The sequence below is a fragment of the Roseateles albus genome, from assembly GCF_028595345.1.
GTDB lineage: Bacteria > Pseudomonadota > Gammaproteobacteria > Burkholderiales > Burkholderiaceae_C > Paucibacter_A > Paucibacter_A albus.
The window spans coordinates 421,492-446,728 of record NZ_JAQQXT010000002.1; the positions used below are offsets into that span (position 1 = coordinate 421,492).

The window sequence follows — 25,237 nt, forward strand, 5'->3', positions numbered from 1 at the left end:
GTGCCGGGCAGTGCCACCGACGAATTCGCCATGCGCATTGCGCTCGACCAGGCGCAAAACGCCTGGTTGGCCGGCGAGGTGCCGGTTGGCGCCGTGGTGATGCGCGCCGGCCAGGTGATCGCCACCGGCTACAACCGCCCCATCACCACGCATGACCCGACCGCGCATGCCGAGATCGTGGCGCTGCGCCATGCCGCCACGCTGCTTGGCAATTACCGTCTGCCGGAATGCGAGTTGTTCGTGACGCTGGAGCCTTGCGCGATGTGCGCGATGGCGATGCTGCACGCGCGCATCAAGCGGGTGGTGTTCGCCGCGACCGACCCCAAGACCGGCGTGGCCGGCTCGGTGCTCAATCTATTCGAGCAGCCGCAACTCAATCACCACACCTGTATTCAGGGCGGTGTGTTGGCCGACGCTTCGGCGCAGCTGTTGCGGGAGTTCTTTGCCCAAAGGCGCGAGGCTGCGCGCGAGCGCCGGGCCGCCCTGCGCGCTTTGGCTCAGGCGCCTTTTGATCCCATCCCCACCGGCGACGCAACGCATCTCGATGTGCTGCCGGATTTCACTTTGACGGACAAGCCCCAATGAGCAATTCACTGACCCTTTACACCCCGGCCGGCGTGCTGGCCAAGGCCCAGCCTATCAAGCGTGCCGCCAAACGTCTGGCCAAGCTTGGTTTCGAGGTCAGCATTGACGAAGCGGCATTCGACAAGCACCAGCGCTTTGGCGGTGATGACGACACTCGCCTCGCCGCCATTCACCGCGTCGCGGCTGCGGCCCCCAGCGTGGCGCTGGCCACGCGTGGCGGCTACGGCCTGACCCGTTTGCTGGACCGCATCGATTGGGCGCTGCTGGCCAAGAGTGTGGAGCAGGGCACCCGCTGGGTCGGGCAAAGCGATCTGACTGCCTTGCAGCTCGGCCTGCTGACCCATGCCAAGGCGCAAAGCTGGGCCGGCCCGCTTGGCGTGGATTTTGGTCGCCCCGACAAAGACGGCGGCGTTGACGATGTTACGCAGGACTGTTTCACCGAGGCGATGAGCGGGCAGCTGGAGGCGGTGGGCTTTCGCACCGAAAAGGGCTTTGATGGCTTGTGCCTGCGCGGCCAGCTCTGGGGCGGCAATCTGTGCATGGTCAATTCGATGCTGGGCACGGCGCATTTTCCGCGTATCAAGGGCGGCGTGCTGTTCCTGGAAGACATCAACGAGCACCCCTACCGGGTCGAGCGCAGCCTCTTGCAACTGGCGCAAGCGGGCGTGTTGGATGCGCAAAAAGCCATCGTGCTGGGTGACTTTGGCGGCTGGCGTGCATCGCCGCTGGACCGGGGCTATGACCTGAAGTCGGCCATCGCTGCGGTGCGCGCCGTCACCAAGACGCCGATCCTGACCGGCTTGCCTTTCGGCCATGTGGACACCAAGGTTTGCCTGCCTGTCGGTGCCAAGGTTGATCTGGTGGTGCAGGGGCGCAATGTGCTGCTGGGCTGGCAGAACGATCCGCTGCTGAAGCATGAACACGATCAAGAGCAAGCTCACCCGCATTGAAAGCTGCGGGCTAAAGCTGGGTCAAAGCTTGGCTCAAGCTGAGTTGCTCGCAGGAATCGCCGCCCCATGGCTTGAGTTTGTTCAGCGCTAAGCATTTGTTGATCGCTGGGTGGGGGTGGGCAGAGGGCCTCAGCTGGCCCTGAAACCGGATGAAACATTTGCGTCTTGGGACAAGACCAGTTTCATCTCGCTCAAGGCATCAGGCGCCGCTGAAACTCTGATGTAAGTCAGGCAAGAAGCTGGCCGCCCTGGTCCTCTTTATCCACTTTTTGCCTATATCGAATCGATTTGCCGTCGCGTTGTGGCAACGTTTTCTCGATTTGACCTTCCGTTTTACCTAGGGAAAACGCCCGTTTTGGGGGGTGAATTAAGTAATAGCTGTGTCTCTAAGGGAGATCACGGGGGCGCATGTGAGAAGCGCGGCAGGACACTCAATTTACCGAATGCAGAGCCGAACATGCTCCCGCATGGTGTTGGGCCCAGCTGTGGCTTGTCCTGTGTACGCATCAATACACAACCCCCAGTTCTTCTATTACGGAGTTCACAATGTTCCAAAGAAAACGCATCAATGTCGCGGTCTTGTTGGCCTTGGGCAGCGCGCTGTCCGGCGTCGCAATGGCCCAGGAAAGCCTGCAACGGGTCGAAGTGACCGGCTCGCGCATTCGTACCATCGACACCGAAAGCACCAGCCCCATCATCGTGCTGAGCGCCGAGTCGATCCGGGCCGACGGTATCCGTACCGCCGAGGGCTTGTTGAACAATCTGCCTCAGGTGATGGCCGACTTTGGCGGCTCGGTCTCCAACGGCGCCTCCGGCACCGCGACAGTCAATTTGCGCAATCTGGGTTCAAGCCGGACCTTGGTCCTGATCAATGGTCGGCGCATGCCGGCTGGTAGCCCGCGCAATGTGGCCGCCGACTTGAATCAAATCCCCGTCTCGATGATTCAGCGCGTTGAAGTGCTGACCGGTGGCGCCTCGGCCGTGTACGGTGCCGATGCCGTGGCCGGTGTGGTCAACTTCATCTTGAAGGACAACTTCCAGGGCGTTGAGTTCGACGCCAGCTACCAGTTCTTCAACCACCAGCAAGGCAATTCGGTCGCCAATATTGTTGAGGCGCGCGGTTTCGCATTGCCAGGCGACAAGAGCGCCGACGGCAAGGTGCGTGAGTTCAACTTGACGATGGGCGGCAACTTTGCCGACAACAAGGGCAATGCCACCATCAACTTCACCCGCAACCAAACCGATGCATTGCTGCAGTCGGAGCGCGACTTTTCGTCTTGCGCGCTGAACCCAGCCGGCGCGACCTTCACCTGCGGTGGCTCCAGTACCAGCTACCCAGGCCGCTTCTTCCTCAATACCGGAAGCCGCACCGTCGCAGATGCGAATGGAAATACCCGTCCATTTAAATCCGCCACCGATGTATTCAACTTCGGCCCGACCAACTACTTTCAGCGCCCCTCAACGCGCTACTCGGTCACCGCTTCCGCCCATTACGACATCAATGACAAGGTACGCGTTTACACGCTGAATTCCTTCCACGATGACAGTACGGTGGCGCAGATCGCACCTAGCGGCTTGTTCGGTACCGACTTTTCCGGTGTCAATTCGATCAAATTCGAGAATCCATTGTTGTCCGCAGATTGGAAGGCGCAGTTGCACGCATCCAACCAAGAGGCAGATACGCCAACGACTTTCAATAAGCCCGGTGACACTGCGGACTTGCAGATCGCGCGCCGTAACGTTGAAGGCGGCGGGCGGCAGGACCACATTCGCCACACCTCTTACCGCACGGTGACCGGTGTCAAGGGTGATATCGGCGCTTGGTCCTATGACGCATTTGCCCAGATCGGCAAGGTGATCTACCAAGAAACGTACAAGAACGACTTCTCGACTGTTCGTATTCAGCGCGCGATGGACGTGGTGGCGGACAAGAATGGCAAGCCGGTTTGCCGCAGCTTCGCCAGCGGCGTCGACCCAAACTGCGTGCCTTATGACATCTGGTCACTGGGCAAGGTTGATCCTGCGGCGGTGAAGTATCTGGCCACCCCCGGCTTTCAAAAGGGCTACACCGAGCAGCAAGTACTCGGTGCCAGCTTGGCCGGTGATTTGACCGAATACGGCATCAAGTTGCCAACCGCCAAGAGCGGTGTGGGTGTGGCTTTTGGCTTGGAGCGCCGTACCGAGCGCCTGCAACTTGAAACGGATGCGGCCTTTACCAGCGGTGACTTGGCCGGCCAGGGCGGCCCAACCATTGGTACCGAGGGTGAGTATTCGGTGACCGACATCTTTGGTGAGGTTCGGGTGCCTGTGTTCGAGCGCATGCCTTTGGCCTATGCACTGAACTTGAATGCCACCTATCGCCACTCTAACTACAGCACTGGCCCGAAGACCAATACCTGGGGTTCTGGCCTGGATTGGTCGCCCATCAAGGACATCAAGGTTCGCGGTAGCTACCAAGTTGCGGTTCGCGCGCCCAATGTGGTCGAGTTGTTCTCGTCCCAGGCGGGCGGTTTGTTCAATATGGAATCGGACCCTTGCGCGGGCGATAAGCCTACCGCAACAGCAGCTCAATGCGCCAACACCGGCGTGACTGCTGCGCAATACGGCAAGATCGTGGACAGCACGGCGGGTCAGTACAACGGCCTGTTCGGCGGCAACCCCTTGCTGGAGCCCGAGACATCAAATTCGATGACCTTTGGCGTGATTTTGAATCCGATCAAGGACATGACCTTCTCGGTGGACTATTTCGACATCCAGATCGAAAAAGCGATCGGCAGCTTGCCGCCGGACGGCACGGTGAATGAGTGCTTGAACACCGGCAATCCAGCCTATTGCAAGCTGATCACCCGTGACAGCAAGGGTACGCTGTGGCTGTTGCCACAAGCGCAGGTGATTTCGACCAATATCAACGTGGCCAAGATCGGCACCAAGGGCGTCGACTTCGGCCTGGACTATGGCATGCGCATGGGCGACATGGGCAAGCTGGACTTCAGCGTGATGGGAACCTATCTGTTGGAGGCCAAGTCCGAAACGCAGCCGGGCAAGGGTGCTTTTGATTGCGCCGGCTACTTCGGTACCACCTGCGGCAACCCAGCTCCAACATGGCGCCACAAGTTGCGCGGCACATGGACGGCACCGTTCGGCTTGTCGACCACGCTGACATGGCGCTATTTCGGCAGCGCCAAAAACCAGCTGACCAGCGACGACCCGCAGTTGCATGGAGACGTGGCTGAGAGCCAGTCGAACATCAAGGCTGTCAGCTATCTTGACTTGGCCATGGGCTACAAGCTCACCAAGAACATCACGCTCAGCGCCAGCATCAACAACTTGCTGGACAAGGATCCGCCGGTCTTGAATACGGGTGCTCCGTTTGGTAACGGCAATACCTATCCGGTCGTCTATGACGCGCTGGGCCGTCGGGTTACCTTGGGCTTTAACGCCAAGTTCTAAGCCTCAATCTGCAGTGACGAAGCCCATGCAATGCATGGGCTTTTTTTGCGGCCAGGCTTTTGTAATTTATGGTGACAAATAAGTGAAAACCCTAGGTTAATGGCAGTGTCCGGTCTTGCTGATACCAGTAAAATACCAGACGGAAGAGGAGCTTGACGCTGCTTGGTAACTCTGGTTGGTGCCGGGTTCTTCTTCGGGAAATCCCCATGATCGGGTGGCTTTCGAACTCGTTTATGATCCGGGGCGCTGAAGATTTGGGCTCTTGCTGCAAGCTGCAAGTAAGGATCTCGCCTTTGGTGAGGCCCGCGGCCAAAAGCTGACGGGCATTTTTTTTGAAGTGGCTATCGGTTGACTTGAGTTGTTATGGGGATCTTGCTGTGATGGCGGGGTCGCTGCGGCGAGCAAGTAGATGAAAGCCTCAGGTTCGAGACGGGCACTGCGCAGGGCGGAACATTGCTCTCGCGTCTTGATGGAAGAATTTCGCAGTCTTATGAAGGAGCGCGCATGAACTTTGCGCAGGAAAAGGAAGGTCCGTCACGTTTCATGGGCATCGGTATCGTGGTTTTGATCCACGTCCTGTTCGTGTGGCTGATTGCCAGTGGTTTGGCTCGTAAGGCGGTGGAAGCTGTCACGGGTCCGATTGAGACTAAGGTGATTGAAGAGAAGGTCAAGCCGCCAGAGGAGATCAAGAAGATCGAGCTGCCGCCACCGGATCTGAAAGCGCCACCGCCGCCATTTATTCCGCCTCCTGAGTTTCAGGTGACGGCACCCGCACCTCCGGCGCCGGCTATTGCCTCCACGCAAGTAGCTCCTCCGCAGCAGCAGGTGCAAGCGGCCAAGCCTCCCGTGGCTGCAGCACCACCGGCTCCGCCGCCAGTGCGTACCGGTCCTGTTAAGGCAGGTATGGTTTGCACGAAAATGGGCAAGCCAGAAGTGCCTTCAGTGAACTGGAGCGGCGAGGCCTTGTTCCGGGTCGTTGCAACGGTGAAGTCGGGCCGTGTGTCCGGCATCGAGGTGCAAAGCTTGCGCAGCGGTGTTGATCGCAAGGCTCAGCGAGCGCTGATTGCGGCGATCGAAGAAACGCTGCGGGACACCTATGAATGCCCAGGTGACCACGTGTTCGAGCAAGAGTTCCAATTCAAGATCGAATAAGAACTCACCAAGTCCCATCTTCGAGGTCGGTCTATCCGCCGGCCTTGTTTCATCTTTTTTGTTTCGATTTCATCCGCAGGAGCTGACTCCATGATCTCTCGTATTTCCGGCCTGTTCGCCGCCATCGCTTTTGCCACGGCAATCGCTGTTTCCCCTGTCCACGCTCAAGAAGCCAAGCCTGCTGACGCAGCTTCGGCTGTGGTTGAGGGCGCTGCTCCTGCCGCAGAAGCCGCAGCTCCGGTTGCCGCCGCTGCTCCTAAGTCCACTGACAACCCATACGGCCTGAAGGCCATGATCGATCACGGCGATGCTGTGTCCAAGGGCGTGTTGGCTCTGTTGCTGATCATGTCCATGGGTAGCTGGTACATCCTGATCACCAAGCTGTGGGATACCTCCAAGCTGGCGAAAGAGGCGAAAGAAATTCGCGCCACTTTCTTCAAGAAGGCTTCCTTGGCTGACGGCATCAAGGGCCTGGGCGAAGGCAGTGCCTTCCGTTTCATTGCTGCCAACGCGGTTGAGGCTTCCGAGCATCACGAAGGCGCGTTGACCGAGAACATCGACCGCAATACCTGGGTGACGATGAATATCGACCGCTCGGTGTACGACGTGCAATCGCGCGTTCAGACTGGCCTGGGCTTCCTGGCGACCGTGGGTTCGACATCGCCGTTCATCGGCTTGTTCGGCACGGTGTGGGGTATTTTGCAAGCGCTGACAGCGATCGGTGTTGCTGGCCAGGCTTCGATCGACAAGGTTGCCGGTCCAGTGGGTGAAGCGCTGATCATGACCGCCATCGGTCTGGGCGTTGCTGTGCCAGCCGTGTTGGGTTACAACTGGTTGGTCAACCGCAACAAGCAAGTGATGGGCGAAGTGAAGGCATTTGCTGGCGACCTGCACGGCGTGCTGATGGGCAACCGTCAAGTCACCAAGCGTTAATTCTCGCGTTCAAATCAACCTAACGCGGAGAAGACAACATGGGCATGAATGTCGGATCCTCTTCCGGCGAAGACGAAGTGGTTTCGACCATCAACACCACACCCCTCGTGGACGTGATGTTGGTGCTCTTGATCATCTTCCTCATCACCATTCCGGCGGTCGTCAGTGCGGTCAAGGTCAAGCTGCCCGCTGAGACCAATATTGCACGGGTGACCAAGCCAGAGAACATTGATATTTCGGTGACCAAGGATGGCGAAATCTATTGGAACACCACCCCAGTCAATGACACCGATGAGTTGGTCAAGCGTTTGGGCAAGGTTTCGGTGTTGAACCCTCAGCCAGAACTTCATGTGCGCGGCGACAGCGGCGCGCGTTACGAGTCGGTCGGGCGTGTGGTTTATGCCGCTCAGCGCGCCGGCATCATGAAAGTCAGCTTTGTCACGCAGCCACCTGAGCGTGGCGGCTGATTGAAGGGATAAGACATGGGTATGAATGTAGGTAGTTCGTCCGGCAGCGACGAACCCGAAGTGATGATGGACGTCAACACGACGCCTCTGATTGACGTGATGTTGGTCTTGATCGTTATGTTGATCATTACCATCCCGATCCAGTTGCATTCTGTGAATCTGGATATGCCGCCACCGAGCAATGTGGTTCCTTTGAAGGATCCGGTTGTGCATGAAGTCTTCATCGACTTTGACGGCACGGTCAGCTGGGACGGCGTGGCTTTGGCCAATCATGCTTCGGTTGAAGCAAAGCTGGCCGAAGTGGCCGCTGAGCCCGATCAGTCCGAAGTGCACATCAAGCCTAATAAGCTGGCCGAGTACGGCAGTGTTGCGGCCGTGATGGCTGCGGCGCAGCGCCTCGGTGTCAAAAAGATGGGCATGGTTGGTAACGAACAATACGTCAAGTGACGCGGCTCGGTACATGAGTATCGAGTGAGACGAGAGACGCGCTGCCTGTAGGGGCTGCGCGTTTTTTTTCGCTTGAATGTCACGATCAAAATTTTTCGCAGAAAGTAGCTAACGATGAAGTTAAAGACACTGTCCCTGGTTGCCGTCGGCGCTCTGGCGTTTGTGATGGGTGCGGCTCCCGATGGTCAATTGGGCTTTGCGCCCGCGCATGCTCAGTCCGAGGGCGTGCGCCCTGCGGTCGGCAAGAGCTTGAAGGATGCCAGCGCCTTGTTCAAGGCCGGCAAGTACCGCGAAGCGCTGGGCAAGGTCGCTGAAGCCGAAGCCGTCAGCGGCCGCAATGCCACCGAGAACTACAACATCGAAGCGATGCGCGTGGCGGCAGCTTCGGGTGCCGGTGATACCGAGGCCATGGTCAAAGGCTTCGAGGCCTTGAAGGCCAGCGGTCGTTTGGCTCAGCCTGAGCAGTTGCGCATGATGGAGTCGATCTCTGGCACCTATCTGCGCAACAAAGACAATGCCCGCGCCCTGACCTGGGCGCAGCGCTATTTCAAGGAAGGCGGTAACAGCGCCACCATGAAGCAAGTCTTGACGACGGCGCAGTTCAATTCCGGCGATATGGGGGCCATCATCAAGGACACCGAGGCCGAGATCAACGCCGATGAAAAGGCCGGCCGTACGCCGTCAAAAGACAAGCTCAACTTGCTGTTGAGCGCTGCCATGCGTCAAAAGGATGGCAATGCCGAGCAATTGGCGATTGGCAAGCTGCTGACCTATTACCCCAGCAAGGAGCTGTGGACGCAGGTGCTGGGCACGCTGCCGCAGAAGAAGGGCTTCTCCGATCGCTTTACGCTTGATGTCTATCGCCTCAAGCTTGCGACCGGCAATATGCGTGACGCCAATGACTATATGGAGTATGCGCAGCTGGCCGCTCAGGCTGGCTTCCCAGAAGAGGGCAAGTCGGTGGTGGACAAGGGCTTGGCCGCAGGTGTTTTGGGTCAGGGTGCCGAAGGTGCGCGTCACAAGCGTTTGCTGGACCTGATGAACAAGCGCATCGCTGAAGCCAAGGCAGGCCAAGTGGAAGCCGAGCGTGCGGCCAATGAATCCAAGGACGGCAATGCCATGATCTCCTTGGGTCTGGCCTATGCCTTCCGCGGTGAGGCCGCCAAGGGTGTCAAGATGATCGAAGCTGGCATCGAAAAGGATGCGCTCAAGCGTCCAGAAGATGCAAAGCTCTATCTGGGCATGGCGCAGATGATGGCCGGTGATGCGAACAAGGCAATGGCGACTTGGCGTACCGTCAAGGGTACCGACGGTGCAGCCGATCTGGCGCGTCTGTGGATTGTGCAGACACGCGGCGCCAAGCGCTGATCGCTGCATAGCCTCCTGAACGCGAAAAGGGCCTGATCGATTTGATCAGGCCCTTTTTCAATTCTGGACTGTTTGTCTAGTCAGTTGGTGCCAGAGCTACTTGTGAGTACTCTCGGGCGGTCTGGCGCACAAGAGCATTATTTTGGTGCCAGTCGGATCGCTCCGTCGAGCCGGATTACTTCCCCGTTGAGCATCTCGTTGGTGACGATCTGGTGGACCAGCTTGGCGTAGTCAGCCGGTGTGCCCAGGCGCGAAGGGAAGGGCACATTGGCCGCCAACGCGTCCTGCACTTCCTGAGGCATGCCGAACAACATCGGCGTGCCGAAAATGCCCGGCGCGATGGTCATATTGCGGATGCCGTTGCGCGCCAGATCACGGGCGATAGGCAGGGTCATGCCGACCACGCCACCCTTTGACGCCGCATAGGCCGCCTGCCCGATTTGGCCGTCGTAGGCCGCGACCGAGGCGGTAGAGATCAAGACGCCACGCTCGCCGGTGGGCTCGGGCTGGTTCTTGCACATGGCCTCTGCGGCCAGGCGGATCATATTGAAAGAGCCGATCAAATTGACCGTCACGACCTTGCTGAAGGCAGCCAAAGAATGTGCGCCTTCCTTGCCCACTGTTTTGGCGGCGGGTGCAATGCCGGCGCAATTGACCAGGCCAAACAGCGGACCCAACTCCAAAGCCTTGGCGACCACGGCCTGCCCATCGGCCTCCTGGCTGACGTCGGCGCGCACAAAAGCACCCCCCAACTCAGCCGCCAAGGCCTCACCACGCTCGGTCTGCAAGTCGGCAATGACGACGGTTGCGCCATGTGCGGTCAACATGCGTGCCGTGCCTTCACCCAAGCCCGACGCTCCGCCGGTGACGATAAATACCTTGCCTGCGATGTCCATTTCAATCCTCGAGTTGACGTTTACGTAAGCGTCAATTGTCAGTCAAAAATAAAGCCGCAATCAAGCGGCTTTAGCTGCGAATTAGGCCAGCGCTGTCAAGGCGCGCTGGGTAATCTCATCGACCGTCCCGATGCCGGCGATGCACCGATACTTGGGGGCGTTAGCGTCGCCTTCTGCCGCCCACTTCGAGTAGTAATCTACCAGCGGCCGAGTTTGAGCCTGATAGACCTCCAGGCGCTTGCGTACGGTTTCTTCCTTGTCGTCATCACGCTGCACCAGGGCTTCGCCGGTAGCGTCGTCGATGCCATCGACCTTGGGCGGGTTGAATTTGACATGGTAGGTGCGGCCCGAGGCAGGGTGCACGCGGCGCCCGCTCATGCGCTCAATGATGGCGCTGTCCGGCACGTCGATTTCCAGTACCAAGTCCAGCTTGACGCCGGCGGCCTTCATGGCGTCGGCTTGGGGGATGGTGCGGGGGAAACCATCGAACAAAAATCCGTTTGCGCAATCGGGCTGAGCGATGCGCTCTTTCACCAGACCGATGATGATGTCATCACCAACCAAGCCGCCAGCGTCCATCACCTTTTTGGCGGCAATCCCCATGTCGGTGCCGGCCTTGACGGCAGCGCGCAACATGTCCCCGGTCGAGATTTGCGGGATGCCGAATTTTTGGCAGATGAAGGCAGCTTGAGTGCCTTTGCCGGCGCCGGGGGCGCCCAGAAGAATCAGTCGCATGGGTCTCCTTGTTATGTCTCAAAACAGGCGCCGGTCTGGCTCGGCGGCTCTTCCAACGGGCACACGCGTGATGCACAGTGGCACGCGTGTTGATAGCGGGCGAGGATAGCATGGGCAAGCCTACGTTAGCCTGACGCAGGCATAGCTTGTTCCTCTATGTAACTTGGCGTGATTGCGAGGCTGCGAAGATGGCCCGCACACGCGCCAAGTCTTCCGGCGTGTCCACGCCGGGCCCGGGCTTGTCGGGGCTGACGTACACCGCGATGCGCTCGCCATGCCACAAGACCCGCAACTGCTCCAGTGACTCAATTTGCTCCAGCGGGCTGGTGGTCAAGGTCGGGAAGCGCCGTAAAAAGCCCGCGTGATAGGCATACATTCCGACATGGCGCAAGGCGCCTGCGGCCGCAAGATTCGCTTGGGTGGCGCTTGATCCGTCACGCCACCAGGGAATGGGGGCGCGTGAGAAATACAGGGCCAGCCCCTGGGCGTCCAGCACCACCTTGACCACATTCGGGTTGGCGAACTCTGCGGCGTCATCCAGCGCATGGGCCACCGTGCTCATCACGCATTGCGGCCGCGCTTTGAGCAACTCGGCGCAAGCATCGATCATCGCCGGCGCAATCAGCGGCTCGTCTCCTTGCACATTGACGACCAGGTCTTGTCCGTCCAGGCCCAACTGCTCGCAGGCCTCGGCGAGCCGGTCGCTGCCGGACACATGATCGGCACGAGTCAGCAAGGCCCGCACACCATGCGCGCGGCAGGCGTCGATGATGAGCGGCGAGTCGGTGGCCACAACGACTTGAGTCGCCTTTGACAGCGCCGCGCGCTGAGCCACCCGTACGATCATGGGCTGGCCTTCGATATCGGCCAGGGGCTTGTTGGGCAGGCGGCTGGAGGCCAGCCGCGCCGGCACGATAACGCTGAAACTCATGGGTTCAAGTGGCGCGTAGTCCGAGCTTCGGGGCGGGTCTCGGTTTCTGGGTCAATGGCGCGAGCCTCGTTTTCCAACATCAGGGGGATGCCGTCGCGTATGGGGTAGGCCAGTCTGTCGGCATAGCAGATCAGTTCCTGGGCAGATTCACTGCGCTTGAGCTCCAGTGGCCCCTTGCACAGGGGGCAGACCAACAGTTCCAGCAATTGCTTATCCATTTTTCGGGGTCAGGTTGTTGGCAGGACGCAGCAAACGCTCCACATGCGTTTGCAAGGCCTGCTGAAAGGCTTGTTCGGGGCTGAAGTCTAGCGCCACCACCCAGACCCGCATGGTTTTGGAGCCCTTGAGGGCCCGTGCGGGCAGCAGCTTGACTGCGTCTTTCTCGGTCAGCAGCACGTCCTCCATGCCTACATAGGCCGTACTTTGCCAAGGCAGGCTGCTGAAATCGAAATGGTCGGCCAAGGGGATGGCTTGTATCGTCAGCCCGGCGTCGCTCAGCATGTCAAAAAAGCGTTGCGGATGGGCCATGCCGGCGGTGGCCAAAACCGGGCGGCCGCGCAGCGCAGCCAGGGCTTCGCTGCTCGCCGGCTCGCCGCGCCACCAGCCCGCCAGGCTGACCGCACCGGCCAGGCTGCGATGGGCCAGATAGCCCGGCAATGCCGTGCTGGGGCGTTGGGCGTTATAGAGCACCAACTCATGCGCCGCCACATGGCTGCTGGCTGTTTGGCGCAAGGGGCCGGCAGGCAGCAGTTGGCCATTGCCCAAGCCGCGCTCATCAAACAGCAGCACCGACAATTGGCGCGGCAGGCGCAGATGCTGCAAGCCATCATCGCTGAGCAGCAGTTGCAAGCCTGGCCGCGCCTGCAGCAAGAGCTTGGCGGCGGCGACCCGGTCGCTCGCCACGGCCACCGGTGCACCGCTGCGCAGGTGGATCAATAGCGGCTCATCGCCGACCTGAGCCGCCGTGCTGTCTTGGCTGACCAGGCGCGGCGCGTCTTCGCTGCGGCCGTAGCCGCGCGAGATCACACCGACCTGGATGCCAAGTGCTTGCAGCTGCTTCAGCAGGGCGAGGATGGTGGGGGTCTTGCCGGCGCCGCCAACGATCCAGTTGCCCACCACAATGACAGGCACAGCGAGCTGTTCGGTGCGCAGCCAGCCGCTTCGGTAGAGCTGCGAGCGAATCCACAGCAAGAGGCCATAAACCCAAGCCAGCGGTCTGAGCGAGGCGGCGAGGGCGCCTCCGCCGTACCACTGCGCTTGCAAGCGCTGGGCCCAGACGTTCACGTTCAAGGGGTCAGCACGTCGCGCTCATTGCACGATCACTGCGCATTGGCTTGTGCCGCAAAGGTCAGGTGAGATAGGCCGGCGCGGCGTGCCGCATCCATCACATTGATGACCGACTGGTGGGCCGCTGCGGCGTCCGCCGAGACGATCACCACGCTGTCCGCGCGGCCTTCAGAAGCCTGGCTCATCGCCGCGCTCAGCAGTTCCACGGCGCGCCCCTCTACCGGCTGCGAATTGACAACATAGCGACCATCTGCCGCGACCGCGACGATGATCTCGCGCGGACGGTCTTTGAGCTTCTCGGCGTCGGCCACCGGCAGGGTGATCTGCAACTCGGTGAATTTCGAATAAGTGGTCGAAAGCATCAAAAAGATCAAAACCACCAACAAGACGTCGATGAATGGGATCAGGTTGATCTCCGGCTCTTCGCTGCGGCGCTGTCTGAACTTCATCGCTTTGTCAGCCCGTGAAGCGTTGCAGATGGCTCAGCATGCGGTCGCTGGACTGTTCCAGCTCCAGCACATACTCCTCGACCCGGCCGCGGAAATAGCGGTAAAACATCAGCGATGGAATCGCCACCATCAGACCCAGTGCGGTGTTGTAGAGCGCCACCGAAATGCCATGGGCCATTTGTGCCGGGTTGCCCCCGGCTCCGCCTTGGCTGCCGAAAATTTCAATCATGCCCACCACCGTGCCTAGCAAACCCAAGAGCGGGGCGGCAGTAGCGATGGTGCCCAAGGTGTTCAAGTAACGTTCTAGCTGATGGATGGCGCGGCGGCCCGCCAACTCGAACACTTGTTGCAGCTTGGCTGCCGGCAGCTTGGGCTCGCTGCTCACGGCGCGCAGGCCTGCTGCCAGCACTTGACCCAGCAATGAATGCTCGGCCAAGCGATTGACCACGTCCGGGGTGGGCAGGCTTTGGCTGGTCAGGCCCAGCACCTCATCGAGCAAGCGCGTGGGCGCCACACGGCTAGCGCGCAGGCTGGAGAAACGTTCGATGATCAGGGCCAGGGCGATGACGGAGCAAAGGAGCAAGGGCCATATTGGCCAACCGGCGGCTTGTATGATCGAAAACAACGGGCGACCCCTGTGCAAAAAAGCTGAAATAGCAGGCGGACGCCAAGTTGGCACCGGTCTGCCGGCGTGCGGGCGATTATGGCCCGAACCGAGGCAGGGTTTTGGGCACAATTTTGGTCGCCATGTTCTGGTGAGGCGCTGGCCAACAATCCACTTTTGCTGTGGATAACTTTGTGGGCAAGCGGGTTCTAGTGGCCGCCAAAGCCCGAAAAACAAGGCCTGAGGATAAATTGCTTAATTCTTGGGCAGGAAAAAGATCTTGAAAAACAAGCGTTTATATGCTTATGTCAGCGCCGTGACGCGCCAAATCGCCGTTCGGGCCATGATTGGCTGTGCTGTGGAGTTCTCGTCTTCTTCGGGCTGGGGCTGCGCTCATGTTTGAGCGCCCGCAAGCCGCTGCGCCGCGTCCGGTCTGGGGCGTGGCTGCCTTGCTGGCAGCGGTGGCGGAGAGCCTCAACACGCGCTTCGCCGTCTGTGTCGTGGGGGGGGAGTTGTCCGGTTTTACCCGCGCGGCAAGTGGGCATTGTTATTTCAACCTGAAAGACGCTAACGGCCAAACCGCGATGCTGCGCTGTGCAATGTTCCGCCGCGCGGCCAGCCTGCTGGACTTTGCGCCAGGCGACGGCGCCTTGGTCGAAATGCGCGGCCGGCTGACGCTGTACGAGCCGCGCGGCGAGTTGCAGTTTGTGGTCGAAGGCATGCGCCGGGCCGGTGCCGGTGCGCTGTATGAGCAGTTTTTGCGCTTGAAGGCCAAGCTCGAAGCGCAAGGGCTGTTCGATGCGAGCGCCAAGCGGCCCTTGCCGGCCTTTCCCAGCCGGCTCGGCGTCATTACCTCCACCGCCGGTGCCGCTTTGCATGACGTGCTGACGGCCTTGGCTCGGCGCGCGCCCCATGTTGAAGTGATTGTTTATCCGAGCGTGGTGCAGGGCGAGCAGGCGCCGGCGGCGCTGGTCGCCGCGCTGCAACTGGCCAATGCCCGCGCCGAGGTGGATGCCTTGCTGCTGGTGCGCGGCGGCGGCTCGCTGGAGGACCTCTGGGCTTTCAACGATGAGCGTGTGGTGCGGGCCGTGGCGGGCTCTGGCCTGCCTGTGATCTGCGGCGTCGGCCATGAAACAGACATCACCTTGTCCGACCTGGCCGCGGACCTGCGGGCGCCGACGCCGACCGCCGCCGCGGAGTTGGCCGCGCCATCCCGGCAGGCCAATCTGGATGCCTTGGCCGGCTTGTCCAGCGCCTTGACTCGGCGCGTGCAGCAGCGCTTGGATCTGGCCGCGCAGCGCCTTGACCGGGTGGCGCTGCGCTTGGCGCGGCCGACCGAGATGCTGGCCCGTCAGCGTCGGCACGTCGCTCTATTGACCCAGCGTTGGACGCAGGCCTTGCCCAAGGTGCAGGCCATGCAGATGCAGCGTTTGGCTCATCTGGAGCAGCGCGTAAGGCGTGCCGCTCCAGTCTTGACGCGCCAGCAGGACCAACTCTTGGCCGGCTTGGAGGCGCGGCTGGCAGCGTTGGATCCCAGGCAGGTCCTGGCTCGCGGCTATGCGTGGTTGGACGACGGTCAGGGCCGCGCACTCACATCGGTCCAGCAGTTAGCGGTGGGTAAACAAGTGCATGCTGTCTTAGCTGACGGTGAGGCGCAGATGCAAATACTGGCTGCTACACCGAAAGTCTGAAGGGCACTTGCAGGCAGCCAAGACGGCGCCTGCGCAAAGACCTAGAATCGCGCCCACAGCGCATTACCCCCCCCAGCATTTTTTCACCGAGGAATCGATATGGAACATACCCTGCCCGCACTGCCCTACGCCAAAGACGCCCTGGCGCCTCACTACAGCGCCGAGACGCTGGAGTTTCACCACGGCAAGCATCACAACGCCTATGTGGTGAATCTGAACAATCTGCAAAAAGGCACGGAGTTCGAGGCGATGGATCTGGAAGCCATCGTCAAGGCTTCCAGTGGCCCGATCTACAACAATGCTGCGCAGATCTGGAACCACACTTTCTTCTGGAACTGCATGAAGCCCAACGGCGGCGGCGCACCGACCGGCGCGCTGCTTGACGCCATCACGGCCAAGTGGGGCTCCTTTGATGCCTTCAAGGAAGCCTTCACCAAGAGCGCAGTCGGCAACTTCGGTTCGGGCTGGACTTGGCTGGTGAAGAAGGCCGACGGTTCGGTCGACATCGTCAACACCGGCGCAGCCGGCACGCCGCTGACTGGTGCCGACAAGGCTTTGCTGACCGTTGACGTGTGGGAGCATGCCTACTACATCGACTACCGCAATATGCGCCCCAAGTTTGTCGAGACTTTCCTGAACAACCTGGCGAACTGGGATTTTGCGCAGGCTAATTTTGCTTAAACGCACGCGGGGCGCAAGCCCCGTGAACGCCTGAGCTTGATTCACTGAAGCAGGCCGGTCGTTGACCGGCCTTTTTTTTACGCCTTGGCTTTGGCTTGCTTGGGGTGGTGGCATGCGTGTATTGCTGGTTGAAGATGATGCGGCGCTCAGTTTGGGCGTTACCCGAGCGCTGGAGCGCGAGGGCTGGCAGGTCGATTGCCTGGGTGATGGTCGCCAGGCGATGGCGCCGGGCTTGATCAATCTGTATGAATTGGCGGTTTTGGATTTGGGCCTGCCTGGTGCGGACGGCATGACGGTGCTGCGGGCGTGGCGCTCGGCGGGAGCCAAACAGCCGGTGCTGCTGTTGACGGCGCGTGATGAGTTGTCTGACCGCGTAGCCGGTTTGAATGCCGGTGCCGATGACTATTTGGTCAAACCCTTTGATCTGCCGGAGTTGATCGCGCGGCTGCGGGCGCTCAAACGCCGCGCCGAAGGGCGCGTCAGCGAGACCCTATCGGTCGGTGATTTGAAGATGGACCTGTCGCACCGTGAGCTCAGCTATATGGGTGAGGCGGTCTATCTGAGTCCGCGTGAGTTCGCTCTGACCGAGATGCTGATGCAGCGGGTCGGGCGCGTCGTCAGCAAGGATGCGATCGTCGCGCGCTTGTCGAGCTGGGAAGCGGATTTCAGCGAGAACTCGGTCGAGGTCTATGTGCACAGACTGCGCAAGCGGCTGGGCGAGTTAGGGCTGGCGATACGCACGGTGCGCGGCTTCGGCTATGTGCTGGAATGCTGTGCGCAGCCCTGCGTGCCCAGTGAGCCAGGTGATGGCCCGGCTTGAACGCATGCGGCGCTTGAGCTTGCGCCGGCAACTGCTGGTGCCGCTGGTTTGGATGTGGCTGCTGGGCCTTGCCGCAGCGGTGGCGGTGGCCTCCTGGTTGTCCACGGCAGGCGCTAACGCGGCCTTTGACCGTGGGCTGCAGGACGAAACCGTCGCCCTGGCTGCCAAGCTGGTGTGGACCGATCGTGGCCCTTTGCTGGATATCAGCCGGCAAGCGCTGGAGCTCTTGAACTGGGACGGCGAGACGCCCAATCGCTTTGTTTTGCTGGATGAGTCCGGCCAGGTGCTGGCCGGCGACGCGACGCTGCCGCGCCCGGCCTTGCGGCATCAGAGTTTTGGCCAGCCACAGTTATTCGACGCCGAGTTTCAGGGGCAGCGTGTGCGCGGGGCGCAGTTCTCCTTGCGCTCGCCGATGTTGGATCGCAGTGTCACCGTGATCAAGTTGGAGGCCAGCAGCAAGCGGAGCCGGCTCTTGCGCGATGTGTCTTTGGCCATGGTTTTGCCGACCTTGTCCATTGCGCTTTTGACCGTGGCGCTGCTGAATTGGGGCATTAGGCGGGGCTTGGCGCCCTTGCGCGCGGTGGCGCGGGAGGTCGAGCGGCGAGCGCCCGATGATCTGCGCTCTTTGCCTATCGAGGGTGTGCCGGCCGAGGTCGCGCCGTTGATCGAGCGCATCAACAGCTTGCTGGCAGATGTGCAGCAATCGGTGGCGGTGCAGCGTCGCTTTGTGGCGGACGCCGCCCATCAACTGCGTACGCCGGTCGCGGGTCTGCGCGTGCTGACGCAGGAGTTAGCTTCCGAGCTGAGTCAATACCAGGGCGTGCAAGCCAGCGCTTGGCAGCCTGTGTTGACGGCCTTGCTGCAGTCCAGCGACAGGCTGGCCCGTTTGATTGGGCAGTTGCTGAGCTTGGTGCGCTCGCAGAGTGCGCCACAGATTGCGCTTCAGAATGCGCACGGTCAAGCCGCCTACCAAGACCTGAGGCCGCTCTTGCGGGAGGCGGCCGAGCCCTTCGCCCTGCGTGCCGCCCGGCAAGGCCGCAGCTTGCTGCTGGAACTGCCGAGCCAACCGGTGCTGGCCCGAGCAGATTCGCTTTGGCTGGGTGAGGCACTCGCCAATGTGCTGGACAACGCCTTGCGCTACGGCGGCAATCAAATGCTGGTGACCGTGCGGACGCTGGCCGACGCGGTTCAGATCGATATCGAGGACGACGGCGCGGGCGTGGCGCCGGCCGATCTGCCGCGCCTGACCGAGGCCTTTTGGCGCGGCGAGCGGGCCGATACCCGCAGTGACGACAGCAGCGGCGGCAGCGGTCTTGGCTTGACGATTGCCTATGAGGTGATCACGCGGCTGGGCGGCACTTGGTCGGTTCAGACGCGGCCCGAGTTTGCGGGCCTGCGGGTGCGCTGGGTGCTGCCCTCGCGCTGATATTCGCCCGGCGCTTATTGCCCCCAGGGCCGGCCGGTCAGTTTGCTGCCGGCCTTGATGCCGCGCTTGGCAAACCAGCCTTGATTCATCTCCAGCGCATAACGCACGGGCTTGGTGGAGCAATGTGAATCGAGCGACTGCGGCTTCATCTCGGCGATATTGACGACGCTGCCGTCATCGGCGATGAAGGCAATTGACAGCGGCAGCAAGGTGTTCTTCATCCAGAAGCATTGCGGATTGGCTTCCTCAAAGACAAATAGCATGCCCTCGTTGGCGCCCATGCTGGGCCGGTTCATCAGACCAATGGCGCGCTGCTCGGGGGACTGTGCGACTTCGGCGCTGATCACATGCATGCCGGCACCGAGCTTGATGGCGGGCAGGCTTTGCGGCCTGTCTTGCGCCATGGCTGACGGGTTGCCGAGCAAGCCGGCGCATAGCAGGGCGAGCAAGGCGGCTGACTTGTGGATTCGAGGCGACAGGCTGGCGTGCGGTGCGCCGCCAGCGTGGTGAAAACGCTTAAGAAAACTGGTGGTCTTGATATATATCATTTGGTTTGCCTATGGACTCGCCTAGATTATGGGACCGATCCCCGCATGATGATCTCCGACTCCAAGCACCTTCACCCTCACGACGCCGAACCCGCCTGCGCGGCCGAGCGCATCGCCGCGCTGGATGATCCCGATTTGCTCGCCCCGTTCACGCATTGGCGGGCGGCCGAGGGTGAGGCCGCGAGCGGTCAGTCGAATGCCGCTCCGACTGTAGCCATTTCCCAGTTTCAGCTCGCTGGGCTGCACTGCGGCGCTTGCGCCGGCATCATCGAGCGCGCCTTGCTGGACTTGCCCGGCGTGCAGGCGGCCAGGGTCAATGCCGCCAGCGCGCGCCTGACCTTGACTTGGTTGCCGACACGCACCCGCTTGAGCGCGATTTTGGAGCGCGTTGAGCGAGCCGGTTATGGCGCCGCACCGGATGCGGCGGCGCCCGCGCGCGAACTGCGCGAACGCGAGCAGCGCAAGGCCTTGTGGCGTTTGTTCGTCGCCGTCTTTCTGATGATGCAGGTGATGATGATGGCCGCGCCGGCTTACTTTGCCGAGCCCGGTGATCTCAGTCCTGATTTGGAGCGCCTGCTGCAATGGGCTTGCTGGGTGTTGAGCCTGCCGGTTTTGCTGTTCTCGGCCGGGCCTTTTTTCAGTGCTGCATGGCGGCAGATTCGCTCCGGCCGCTTGGGCATGGATGTGCCCGTGGTCCTGGGGCTGCTGACGACCTTTGTGGCCAGCAGCGGCGCCTTGTTTGAGCCCGGCGGATTCTTCGGCGATGAGGTCTATTTCGACTCCTTGACGATGTTTGTGGCGTTTTTGTTGGGCGGGCGCTTTTTGGAAATGCGCGCGCGACACCGCGCCGCTGCGCAGCTGGAGCAGTCCAGCGCTGCCTTGCCGGATGCGGTGGAGCGCCTTGAGCCAGACGGCAGCAGCGCCCGTGTGGCGCCGAGTCGCCTGCAGGTCGGGGATTTGGTGCGGGTTTTTGCCGGCCAGGCCTTCCCGGCCGATGGCCGGATCGAGTCCGGGGCGACCAGTGCCAATGAATCCTTGCTGACCGGCGAGTCGCTGCCGGTGGCCAAAGGTGTGGGGGACGAGGTGGTGGCGGCAAGCCTGAATATGCAGTCGCCGGTCTTGGTGAGGGTGCAGCGGGTGGGTGCCGATACCCGCCACCAAGCGATTCAGCGCTTGATGCGCGAGGCGATGACACAGCGTCCCGCGACGACCGAGTTGGCGGATCGGGTGGCCGGCCCCTTCCTCTGGGCAGTATTGGCGCTGGCGATCGGCGGAGCACTGCTGTGGAGCTTTATCGATCCCTCGCGGGCGGTCTGGGTGGCCGTATCGGTCTTGATCGTGACTTGCCCTTGCGCGCTGTCGCTGGCGGCACCGTCGGCCAGGTTGGCGGCGACCGGCGCCTTGGCCAAGCGGGGCGTCTTGCTGGTCAGGCTGGAGCTGCTTGAGACCTTGTGCAAGGTCGATACGGTCGTGCTGGACAAGACCGGCACGCTGACACAAGAAGACATGGTGCTGCTGCAGCAGCAGGCGGTCGGCGGCGATGCGGCTGCTTTGTTGAGCGCGGCGCGGGCCTTGGCCAAGCATTCGCAGCATCCGTTTTCGCGTGCCTTGGTTGGCGCGGACTCAAGCCAAGTTTCGGAGCCTGCCTTGCCGGAGATGGAAGCTTGGGCGCAGGTGCAGGAGCTGCCGGGCCTGGGTTTGCAGGCAGTTGATGCCGCAGGGCAGGTCTGGCGCTTGGGTTCGCCGGCTTGGGTGCGGGAGCAAGAGCCGAGCGTAGCTACTGAGCCCCAGCTCGCCGACGCCCAACTGGCTTTTGGCAGCGGCGCGCAGGCCCTTTACATGCGTTTTGGCGAAATGTTGCGAGCGGATGCTCGGGAGGCTTTGGCGGCCTTGCACAGCCAGGGCCTGCGCAGCCTGCTGCTGTCGGGCGACGCCGGTGAGCGGGTGGCGCGCCTGGCCGCCAGCGCCGGCGTGCAGTCGGCGCAGGGCGATGCGACGGCGGCCATGAAGCTGGCCGCGGTGGCCCAGCTGCAAGCCGAGGGCCGCTGTGTGCTGATGGTCGGCGACGGCATCAACGATGCGCCGGTGCTGGCGCGTGCCGACGTCAGCGTGGTGATGGGGCAGGGGGCGATGCTGGCGCGCGCCAGTGCCGATGCCTTGCTGCTGTCGAATCGCCTGTTGGACCTAGCCATGGCTCGCAAGCTGGCTCTGCGTACCGCTCAAATTATTCGTCAGAACTTGCTTTGGGCCGCCGTTTACAACGCTGCCTGTATTCCCCTGGCCTTGCTCGGTTTTCTGCCTCCTTGGGCGGCTGGATTGGGGATGGCGGGTAGCTCACTTTTTGTTGTGCTGAATGCGCAGCGCCTCGCTCGGTCACCACATTGACACCGTTATGGACATTTTGTATTTGTTGATTCCCTTGTCCGTACTCTTGGTCCTGTTGATCGTTGGAGTCTTTGGGTGGGCAATTAACAACGGTCAACTGGAAGATTTGGAACGTGAAGGCAATCGAATCCTCGAAGATGTAGATGGGTTTGATGAACATCAAGTTCCCCCCCCTGGCGATGGCAAAGAATCGCCATCGTCTAATTAGAAGCCGTAAGGAGCCGACGCAATGGCAAAAACCGCTGGACCGGTAAGTTCTACCGGAGGAGTGTACGAAGACGGCGTAGTGCGAGCATTCGCACTTGCCGCCGTACTGTGGGGTGTTGTGGGTATGTTGGTGGGGGTGATCATTGCCGCCCAGCTGACATGGCCAGAACTTAATTTGGGCATACCGTGGCTCACTTACGGTCGCTTGCGACCGTTGCACACCAATGCCGTGATTTTTGCTTTTGGCGGCTGCTCGCTGTTCGCGACCGCTTACCACGTGGTTCAGCGCACCGGCTACACGCGCTTGTTCGCGCCCGGCCTGGCTTGGTTCACGTTCTGGGGCTGGCAATTGGTGATTCTGTCGGCGGCGATCACGCTGCCCTTGGGAATTACCAGCGGCAAGGAATACGCCGAGCTGGAGTGGCCTATCGACATCTTGATCACCTTGGTTTGGGTGGCTTATGCGGTGGTCTTCTTTGGCACCGTCGCCATCCGCAAGGTCAAGCACATCTATGTGGCCAACTGGTTCTTTGGTGCCTTCATCTTGGCGGTGGCGCTCTTGCACCTGGTCAATAGCGCAGCCATCCCTGTCAGCCTGTTCAAGAGCTACTCGGCCTACGCCGGTGTGCAAGACGCGATGGTGCAGTGGTGGTATGGCCATAACGCGGTGGGCTTCTTCCTGACGGCTGGTTTCCTCGGCATGATGTATTACTACATCCCCAAGCAAGCGGGTCGTCCTGTCTACAGCTACCGGCTGTCCATCGTCCACTTCTGGGCGCTGATCTTCACCTATATGTGGGCGGGCCCGCACCATCTGCACTACACCGCTTTGCCCGACTGGGCGCAAAGCGTGGGCATGGTGTTCTCGTTGGTGCTGTTGGCGCCAAGCTGGGGCGGCATGATCAACGGCGTGATGACCTTGAGCGGTGCTTGGCACAAGCTGCGCGATGACCCGATCCTGAAGTTCCTGATTGTGTCGCTGTCCTTCTACGGTATGTCCACCTTTGAAGGCCCGATGATGTCGATCAAGACGGTCAACGCCTTGAGTCACTACACCGACTGGACGATTGGTCACGTGCATTCCGGCGCCTTGGGCTGGGTGGGTCTGATTTCGATGGGCTCGCTCTACCACTTGATTCCGCGTATGTTCGGTCGCACCGAGATGTACTCGAAGTCGGCAATTGAGCTGCACTTCTGGGTCGCGACGCTGGGCATCGTCTTGTACATCGCCGCGATGTGGATTGCCGGCGTGATGCAGGGCCTGATGTGGCGTGCGGTCAACCCCGACGGCAGCCTGGTTTACACCTTTGTTGAGAGCGTCAAGGCAACTTACCCCTTCTATGTGGTTCGACTGCTGGGTGGTGTGCTGTATCTGGGCGGCATGTTGATCATGTCCTGGAATGTGATCAAGACGGTGCAAGTCGGCCGTGCTCAGGCCAGCGCTATCCCGACAACACTGGCTCACGCCTGATGCTTCGCTGACCAAGGAGAAATTGATATGGCATCGACAAACGATAAAGCCACCGGTCACGCGAAAATCGAGACCAATAGTTTTCTGATGATTGTGCTGGTGCTGCTGACGATCATCGTCGGCGGCGCAGTGGAAATTATTCCGCTGTTCTTCCAGCGCTCGACCACCGAAGCCACCCCCGGGCTTAAGCCCTATACCGCGCTGCAACTGGCCGGACGGGATATCTACATCCGCGAGGGCTGCTACAACTGCCATTCGCAGATGATTCGTCCCTTCCGTTCGGAGACGCTGCGCTACGGTCACTTTTCGACCGCCGGTGAGTTCGTCTATGACCACCCCTTCCAGTGGGGCAGCAAGCGCACAGGCCCCGATCTGCACCGGGTCGGTGGCAAGTACAGCGACGAATGGCATCGCATTCACATGACCAACCCGCGCGACTTGGTGCCTGAATCCAATATGCCGGCTTACCCCTGGTTGGCCAAGAATATGTTGGATCCGGCCGAGCTGGCGCCCAAGATGCGTGCATTACGCGTTGTCGGCGTCCCTTACACGGACCCGGAAATTGCAGAAGCCGCCGAAGCCGTCAAGGGCCGCAGCGAGTTGGACGCAGTGATTTCTTACCTGCAGGTGCTCGGCACTGCGCTGAAGTGAAAGGTTGATTGCTATGGATATCAATACTTTGCGCGCGGCAGTGACGGTGTTTTCGCTGCTGGTGTTTCTTTGTATCGTGGGCTGGGCTTATGCCGGCCGCAACAAGGCAAGCTTTGAAGAGCAGGGCATGTTGCCGCTGGGTGAAGATGGTAATGGGAGGCCGCAATGAGTGATTTTTTCCATGATGGCTGGTCCATATTCGTCGCCGCCGGCACGATTCTGGGCTTGGTTTTTTGCATCTTTTTGCTCTTCATCGCCAGCCGCCGCAAGGTCATGGCTGACGACAACAGCACGGGCCATGTCTGGGACGAAGACCTCATCGAGCTGAACAATCCGCTGCCGCGCTGGTGGGCGATTCTGTTCGTGCTGACGGTGGTGTTCGCCGGCATCTACTTGGCCATGTATCCCGGCCTGGGTAGCAAGCCTGGTTCGCTGGGTTGGACCAGTGAAGGCCAGTACCGCCAAGAGCAAGAGGCTGCCAACAAGGCGATGGCCACTTTGTTCGCGAAGTTCCAGGGCAAGCCGGTCGAGGTCTTGGCACAAGACCCGGTGGCGATGGGTATCGGTGAGCGTTTGTTCGCCAATAACTGCGCCGGTTGCCACGGCTCCGACGGCAAGGGCAGCAAGGGTTTCCCCAACCTGACCGACACCGACTGGATCTACGGCGGCAGTCACGAGACCATCACCCAGACCATCACCAACGGTCGCATCGGCATGATGCCTCCGATGGCCGCTGCAGTCGGTACGCCTGAGGACGTCCGCAATCTCGCCAATTATGTGCTGAGCCTTTCCGGCAGTGCCCATAACGCGATCGCTGCACAGATGGGGCGCACCAAGTTCGGTGTCTGCGCGGCCTGCCACGGTGCGGACGGCAAAGGCAACCAAGCAATTGGCGCGCCTAACCTGACCGACAAGGTGTGGCTGCATGGCTGGGGTGAAGAGGCAGTGATCAGCATGATCAACAACGGCAAGACCAATGTCATGCCCGCGCAGTCCACTCGCCTGAGCCCAGAGCAGATCCACATCGTGGGCGCTTATGTGTGGGGCATGTCGAGCAATGTGGCCGCTGCGGCCAAATGAAGTCTGAGAAGTAAGCTTCACCC

Annotated in this window: 26 protein-coding genes; 18 read left to right on the forward strand and 8 right to left on the reverse strand. The window is 60.9% G+C overall.

The genetic code is table 11. The features are described 5' to 3' along the window. Window positions 1–30 precede the first annotated feature (30 nt). The 8 genes from tadA (at window position 31) to PRZ03_RS04815 (ending at window position 9,352) form a co-directional block, all read left to right on the forward strand. Entirely contained in the window at window positions 31–585 is a 555-nt protein-coding gene (gene tadA / locus PRZ03_RS04780) for a tRNA adenosine(34) deaminase TadA (RefSeq protein ID WP_409993926.1), read from the forward strand. Further along, window positions 582–1,535, forward strand: a complete 954-nt coding sequence (locus PRZ03_RS04785; RefSeq protein WP_273599248.1) for an LD-carboxypeptidase — start codon at window positions 582–584, stop codon at window positions 1,533–1,535. Before tadA ends, PRZ03_RS04785 begins: the two co-directional genes overlap by 4 nt. Before the next feature lie 546 nt (window positions 1,536–2,081). Next, the gene (locus PRZ03_RS04790; RefSeq protein ID WP_273599249.1) at window positions 2,082–4,985 is read left to right on the forward strand and encodes a TonB-dependent receptor plug domain-containing protein; all 2,904 of its coding nucleotides are present in this window, start codon (window positions 2,082–2,084) and stop codon (window positions 4,983–4,985) included. Window positions 4,986–5,489: 504 nt separating this feature from the next. Continuing rightward, the gene (locus PRZ03_RS04795; protein WP_263532062.1) at window positions 5,490–6,137 is read left to right on the forward strand and encodes a hypothetical protein; all 648 of its coding nucleotides are present in this window, start codon (window positions 5,490–5,492) and stop codon (window positions 6,135–6,137) included. A gap of 90 nt (window positions 6,138–6,227) precedes the next feature. Beyond that, window positions 6,228–7,070, forward strand: coding sequence for a MotA/TolQ/ExbB proton channel family protein (locus tag PRZ03_RS04800; protein WP_273599250.1), 843 nt, complete (start codon window positions 6,228–6,230; stop codon window positions 7,068–7,070). A gap of 38 nt (window positions 7,071–7,108) precedes the next feature. Continuing rightward, window positions 7,109–7,537 (forward strand): ExbD/TolR family protein, encoded by a 429-nt coding sequence (locus PRZ03_RS04805; RefSeq protein WP_273599251.1) that lies wholly within the window; start codon window positions 7,109–7,111, stop codon window positions 7,535–7,537. Between the two features lie 15 nt (window positions 7,538–7,552). Then, complete coding sequence (locus tag PRZ03_RS04810; RefSeq protein ID WP_273599252.1) at window positions 7,553–7,984, forward strand: ExbD/TolR family protein; 432 nt, start codon at window positions 7,553–7,555, stop codon at window positions 7,982–7,984. Between the two features lie 114 nt (window positions 7,985–8,098). Then, entirely contained in the window at window positions 8,099–9,352 is a 1,254-nt protein-coding gene (locus PRZ03_RS04815) for a hypothetical protein (RefSeq protein ID WP_273599253.1), read from the forward strand. Between the two features lie 137 nt (window positions 9,353–9,489). Here PRZ03_RS04815 and PRZ03_RS04820 read toward each other — a convergent pair whose 3' ends face one another. From PRZ03_RS04820 to PRZ03_RS04850, 7 genes are all read right to left on the reverse strand, one after another. After that, window positions 9,490–10,248: a 3-hydroxyacyl-CoA dehydrogenase gene (locus PRZ03_RS04820; RefSeq protein ID WP_263532067.1), complete on the reverse strand. Its 759-nt coding sequence runs from the start codon at window positions 10,246–10,248 to the stop codon at window positions 9,490–9,492. 81 nt (window positions 10,249–10,329) lie between these two features. Beyond that, a complete protein-coding gene (gene adk / locus PRZ03_RS04825; RefSeq protein ID WP_273599254.1) occupies window positions 10,330–10,983 on the reverse strand; it encodes an adenylate kinase in 654 nt (217 codons plus the stop codon). A gap of 154 nt (window positions 10,984–11,137) precedes the next feature. Then, window positions 11,138–11,914, reverse strand: coding sequence for a 3-deoxy-manno-octulosonate cytidylyltransferase (kdsB, locus tag PRZ03_RS04830; RefSeq protein ID WP_273599255.1), 777 nt, complete (start codon window positions 11,912–11,914; stop codon window positions 11,138–11,140). Beyond that, a complete protein-coding gene (locus PRZ03_RS04835) occupies window positions 11,911–12,132 on the reverse strand; it encodes a Trm112 family protein (protein WP_273599256.1) in 222 nt (73 codons plus the stop codon). The genes kdsB and PRZ03_RS04835 overlap by 4 nt, the downstream gene beginning before the upstream one ends. Next, entirely contained in the window at window positions 12,125–13,198 is a 1,074-nt protein-coding gene (gene lpxK / locus PRZ03_RS04840; RefSeq protein WP_273599351.1) for a tetraacyldisaccharide 4'-kinase, read from the reverse strand. Before lpxK ends, PRZ03_RS04835 begins: the two co-directional genes overlap by 8 nt. 35 nt (window positions 13,199–13,233) lie before the next feature. Next, a complete protein-coding gene (locus tag PRZ03_RS04845) occupies window positions 13,234–13,650 on the reverse strand; it encodes an ExbD/TolR family protein (protein WP_263532071.1) in 417 nt (138 codons plus the stop codon). Between the two features lie 7 nt (window positions 13,651–13,657). Next, the gene (locus PRZ03_RS04850) at window positions 13,658–14,275 is read right to left on the reverse strand and encodes a MotA/TolQ/ExbB proton channel family protein (protein WP_263532072.1); all 618 of its coding nucleotides are present in this window, start codon (window positions 14,273–14,275) and stop codon (window positions 13,658–13,660) included. A 374-nt stretch (window positions 14,276–14,649) separates the two neighbouring features. On the opposite strand from PRZ03_RS04850, the gene xseA reads away from it, so the two are divergent. The 4 genes from xseA (at window position 14,650) to PRZ03_RS04870 (ending at window position 18,872) form a co-directional block, all read left to right on the forward strand. Continuing rightward, window positions 14,650–15,945, forward strand: a complete 1,296-nt coding sequence (gene xseA / locus PRZ03_RS04855; protein WP_273599257.1) for an exodeoxyribonuclease VII large subunit — start codon at window positions 14,650–14,652, stop codon at window positions 15,943–15,945. Window positions 15,946–16,044: 99 nt separating this feature from the next. Beyond that, the gene (locus tag PRZ03_RS04860; protein WP_273599258.1) at window positions 16,045–16,626 is read left to right on the forward strand and encodes a superoxide dismutase; all 582 of its coding nucleotides are present in this window, start codon (window positions 16,045–16,047) and stop codon (window positions 16,624–16,626) included. A 112-nt stretch (window positions 16,627–16,738) separates the two neighbouring features. Further along, a complete protein-coding gene (locus PRZ03_RS04865; RefSeq protein WP_273599259.1) occupies window positions 16,739–17,446 on the forward strand; it encodes a response regulator in 708 nt (235 codons plus the stop codon). Beyond that, entirely contained in the window at window positions 17,433–18,872 is a 1,440-nt protein-coding gene (locus tag PRZ03_RS04870) for a sensor histidine kinase (protein WP_273599260.1), read from the forward strand. The genes PRZ03_RS04865 and PRZ03_RS04870 overlap by 14 nt, the downstream gene beginning before the upstream one ends. A 14-nt stretch (window positions 18,873–18,886) precedes the next feature. Here the strand turns inward: PRZ03_RS04870 and PRZ03_RS04875 are convergent, their stop codons facing one another. Then, on the reverse strand, window positions 18,887–19,420 hold the full coding sequence (locus PRZ03_RS04875; protein ID WP_273599261.1) for a DUF192 domain-containing protein: 534 nt from the start codon (window positions 19,418–19,420) through the stop codon (window positions 18,887–18,889). A 45-nt stretch (window positions 19,421–19,465) separates the two neighbouring features. Between PRZ03_RS04875 and PRZ03_RS04880 the strand changes: the two genes are divergently transcribed. The 6 genes from PRZ03_RS04880 to ccoP are packed head-to-tail and all read left to right on the forward strand — an operon-like array spanning window position 19,466 to window position 25,214. Beyond that, window positions 19,466–21,805, forward strand: a complete 2,340-nt coding sequence (locus tag PRZ03_RS04880; RefSeq protein ID WP_273599262.1) for a heavy metal translocating P-type ATPase — start codon at window positions 19,466–19,468, stop codon at window positions 21,803–21,805. A 7-nt stretch (window positions 21,806–21,812) separates the two neighbouring features. After that, window positions 21,813–22,013, forward strand: a complete 201-nt coding sequence (ccoS, locus tag PRZ03_RS04885; RefSeq protein WP_263532078.1) for a cbb3-type cytochrome oxidase assembly protein CcoS — start codon at window positions 21,813–21,815, stop codon at window positions 22,011–22,013. 21 nt (window positions 22,014–22,034) lie between these two features. Further along, window positions 22,035–23,483, forward strand: a complete 1,449-nt coding sequence (ccoN, locus tag PRZ03_RS04890) for a cytochrome-c oxidase, cbb3-type subunit I (RefSeq protein ID WP_263532079.1) — start codon at window positions 22,035–22,037, stop codon at window positions 23,481–23,483. A gap of 27 nt (window positions 23,484–23,510) precedes the next feature. Continuing rightward, the gene (gene ccoO, locus PRZ03_RS04895; protein WP_263532080.1) at window positions 23,511–24,134 is read left to right on the forward strand and encodes a cytochrome-c oxidase, cbb3-type subunit II; all 624 of its coding nucleotides are present in this window, start codon (window positions 23,511–23,513) and stop codon (window positions 24,132–24,134) included. Between the two features lie 13 nt (window positions 24,135–24,147). Beyond that, window positions 24,148–24,303 carry a cbb3-type cytochrome oxidase subunit 3 gene (locus PRZ03_RS04900; RefSeq protein ID WP_263532081.1) on the forward strand — a complete coding sequence of 52 codons (156 nt, stop codon included), beginning with the start codon at window positions 24,148–24,150 and terminating at the stop codon, window positions 24,301–24,303. Further along, on the forward strand, window positions 24,300–25,214 hold the full coding sequence (ccoP, locus tag PRZ03_RS04905) for a cytochrome-c oxidase, cbb3-type subunit III (RefSeq protein WP_273599263.1): 915 nt from the start codon (window positions 24,300–24,302) through the stop codon (window positions 25,212–25,214). The genes PRZ03_RS04900 and ccoP overlap by 4 nt, the downstream gene beginning before the upstream one ends. The last annotated feature ends 23 nt before the right edge of the window (window positions 25,215–25,237 follow it).

Excerpts from the sequence above, each read along its gene's own strand:
- tadA (WP_409993926.1), top strand. The coding sequence starts at position 31 with ATGCGCATTGCGCTCGACCAGGCGCAAAACGCCTGGTTGGCCGGCGAG.
- PRZ03_RS04785 (WP_273599248.1), top strand. The coding sequence starts at position 582 with ATGAGCAATTCACTGACCCTTTACACCCCGGCCGGCGTGCTGGCCAAG.
- PRZ03_RS04790 (WP_273599249.1), top strand. The coding sequence starts at position 2,082 with ATGTTCCAAAGAAAACGCATCAATGTCGCGGTCTTGTTGGCCTTGGGC.
- PRZ03_RS04795 (WP_263532062.1), top strand. The coding sequence starts at position 5,490 with ATGAACTTTGCGCAGGAAAAGGAAGGTCCGTCACGTTTCATGGGCATC.
- PRZ03_RS04800 (WP_273599250.1), top strand. The coding sequence starts at position 6,228 with ATGATCTCTCGTATTTCCGGCCTGTTCGCCGCCATCGCTTTTGCCACG.
- PRZ03_RS04805 (WP_273599251.1), top strand. The coding sequence starts at position 7,109 with ATGGGCATGAATGTCGGATCCTCTTCCGGCGAAGACGAAGTGGTTTCG.
- PRZ03_RS04810 (WP_273599252.1), top strand. The coding sequence starts at position 7,553 with ATGGGTATGAATGTAGGTAGTTCGTCCGGCAGCGACGAACCCGAAGTG.
- PRZ03_RS04815 (WP_273599253.1), top strand. The coding sequence starts at position 8,099 with ATGAAGTTAAAGACACTGTCCCTGGTTGCCGTCGGCGCTCTGGCGTTT.
- PRZ03_RS04820 (WP_263532067.1), bottom strand. The coding sequence starts at position 10,248 with ATGGACATCGCAGGCAAGGTATTTATCGTCACCGGCGGAGCGTCGGGC.
- adk (WP_273599254.1), bottom strand. The coding sequence starts at position 10,983 with ATGCGACTGATTCTTCTGGGCGCCCCCGGCGCCGGCAAAGGCACTCAA.
- kdsB (WP_273599255.1), bottom strand. The coding sequence starts at position 11,914 with ATGAGTTTCAGCGTTATCGTGCCGGCGCGGCTGGCCTCCAGCCGCCTG.
- PRZ03_RS04835 (WP_273599256.1), bottom strand. The coding sequence starts at position 12,132 with ATGGATAAGCAATTGCTGGAACTGTTGGTCTGCCCCCTGTGCAAGGGG.
- PRZ03_RS04845 (WP_263532071.1), bottom strand. The coding sequence starts at position 13,650 with ATGAAGTTCAGACAGCGCCGCAGCGAAGAGCCGGAGATCAACCTGATC.
- xseA (WP_273599257.1), top strand. The coding sequence starts at position 14,650 with ATGTTTGAGCGCCCGCAAGCCGCTGCGCCGCGTCCGGTCTGGGGCGTG.
- PRZ03_RS04860 (WP_273599258.1), top strand. The coding sequence starts at position 16,045 with ATGGAACATACCCTGCCCGCACTGCCCTACGCCAAAGACGCCCTGGCG.
- PRZ03_RS04865 (WP_273599259.1), top strand. The coding sequence starts at position 16,739 with ATGCGTGTATTGCTGGTTGAAGATGATGCGGCGCTCAGTTTGGGCGTT.
- PRZ03_RS04870 (WP_273599260.1), top strand. The coding sequence starts at position 17,433 with ATGGCCCGGCTTGAACGCATGCGGCGCTTGAGCTTGCGCCGGCAACTG.
- PRZ03_RS04875 (WP_273599261.1), bottom strand. The coding sequence starts at position 19,420 with ATGATATATATCAAGACCACCAGTTTTCTTAAGCGTTTTCACCACGCT.
- PRZ03_RS04880 (WP_273599262.1), top strand. The coding sequence starts at position 19,466 with ATGATGATCTCCGACTCCAAGCACCTTCACCCTCACGACGCCGAACCC.
- ccoS (WP_263532078.1), top strand. The coding sequence starts at position 21,813 with ATGGACATTTTGTATTTGTTGATTCCCTTGTCCGTACTCTTGGTCCTG.
- ccoN (WP_263532079.1), top strand. The coding sequence starts at position 22,035 with ATGGCAAAAACCGCTGGACCGGTAAGTTCTACCGGAGGAGTGTACGAA.
- ccoO (WP_263532080.1), top strand. The coding sequence starts at position 23,511 with ATGGCATCGACAAACGATAAAGCCACCGGTCACGCGAAAATCGAGACC.
- PRZ03_RS04900 (WP_263532081.1), top strand. The coding sequence starts at position 24,148 with ATGGATATCAATACTTTGCGCGCGGCAGTGACGGTGTTTTCGCTGCTG.
- ccoP (WP_273599263.1), top strand. The coding sequence starts at position 24,300 with ATGAGTGATTTTTTCCATGATGGCTGGTCCATATTCGTCGCCGCCGGC.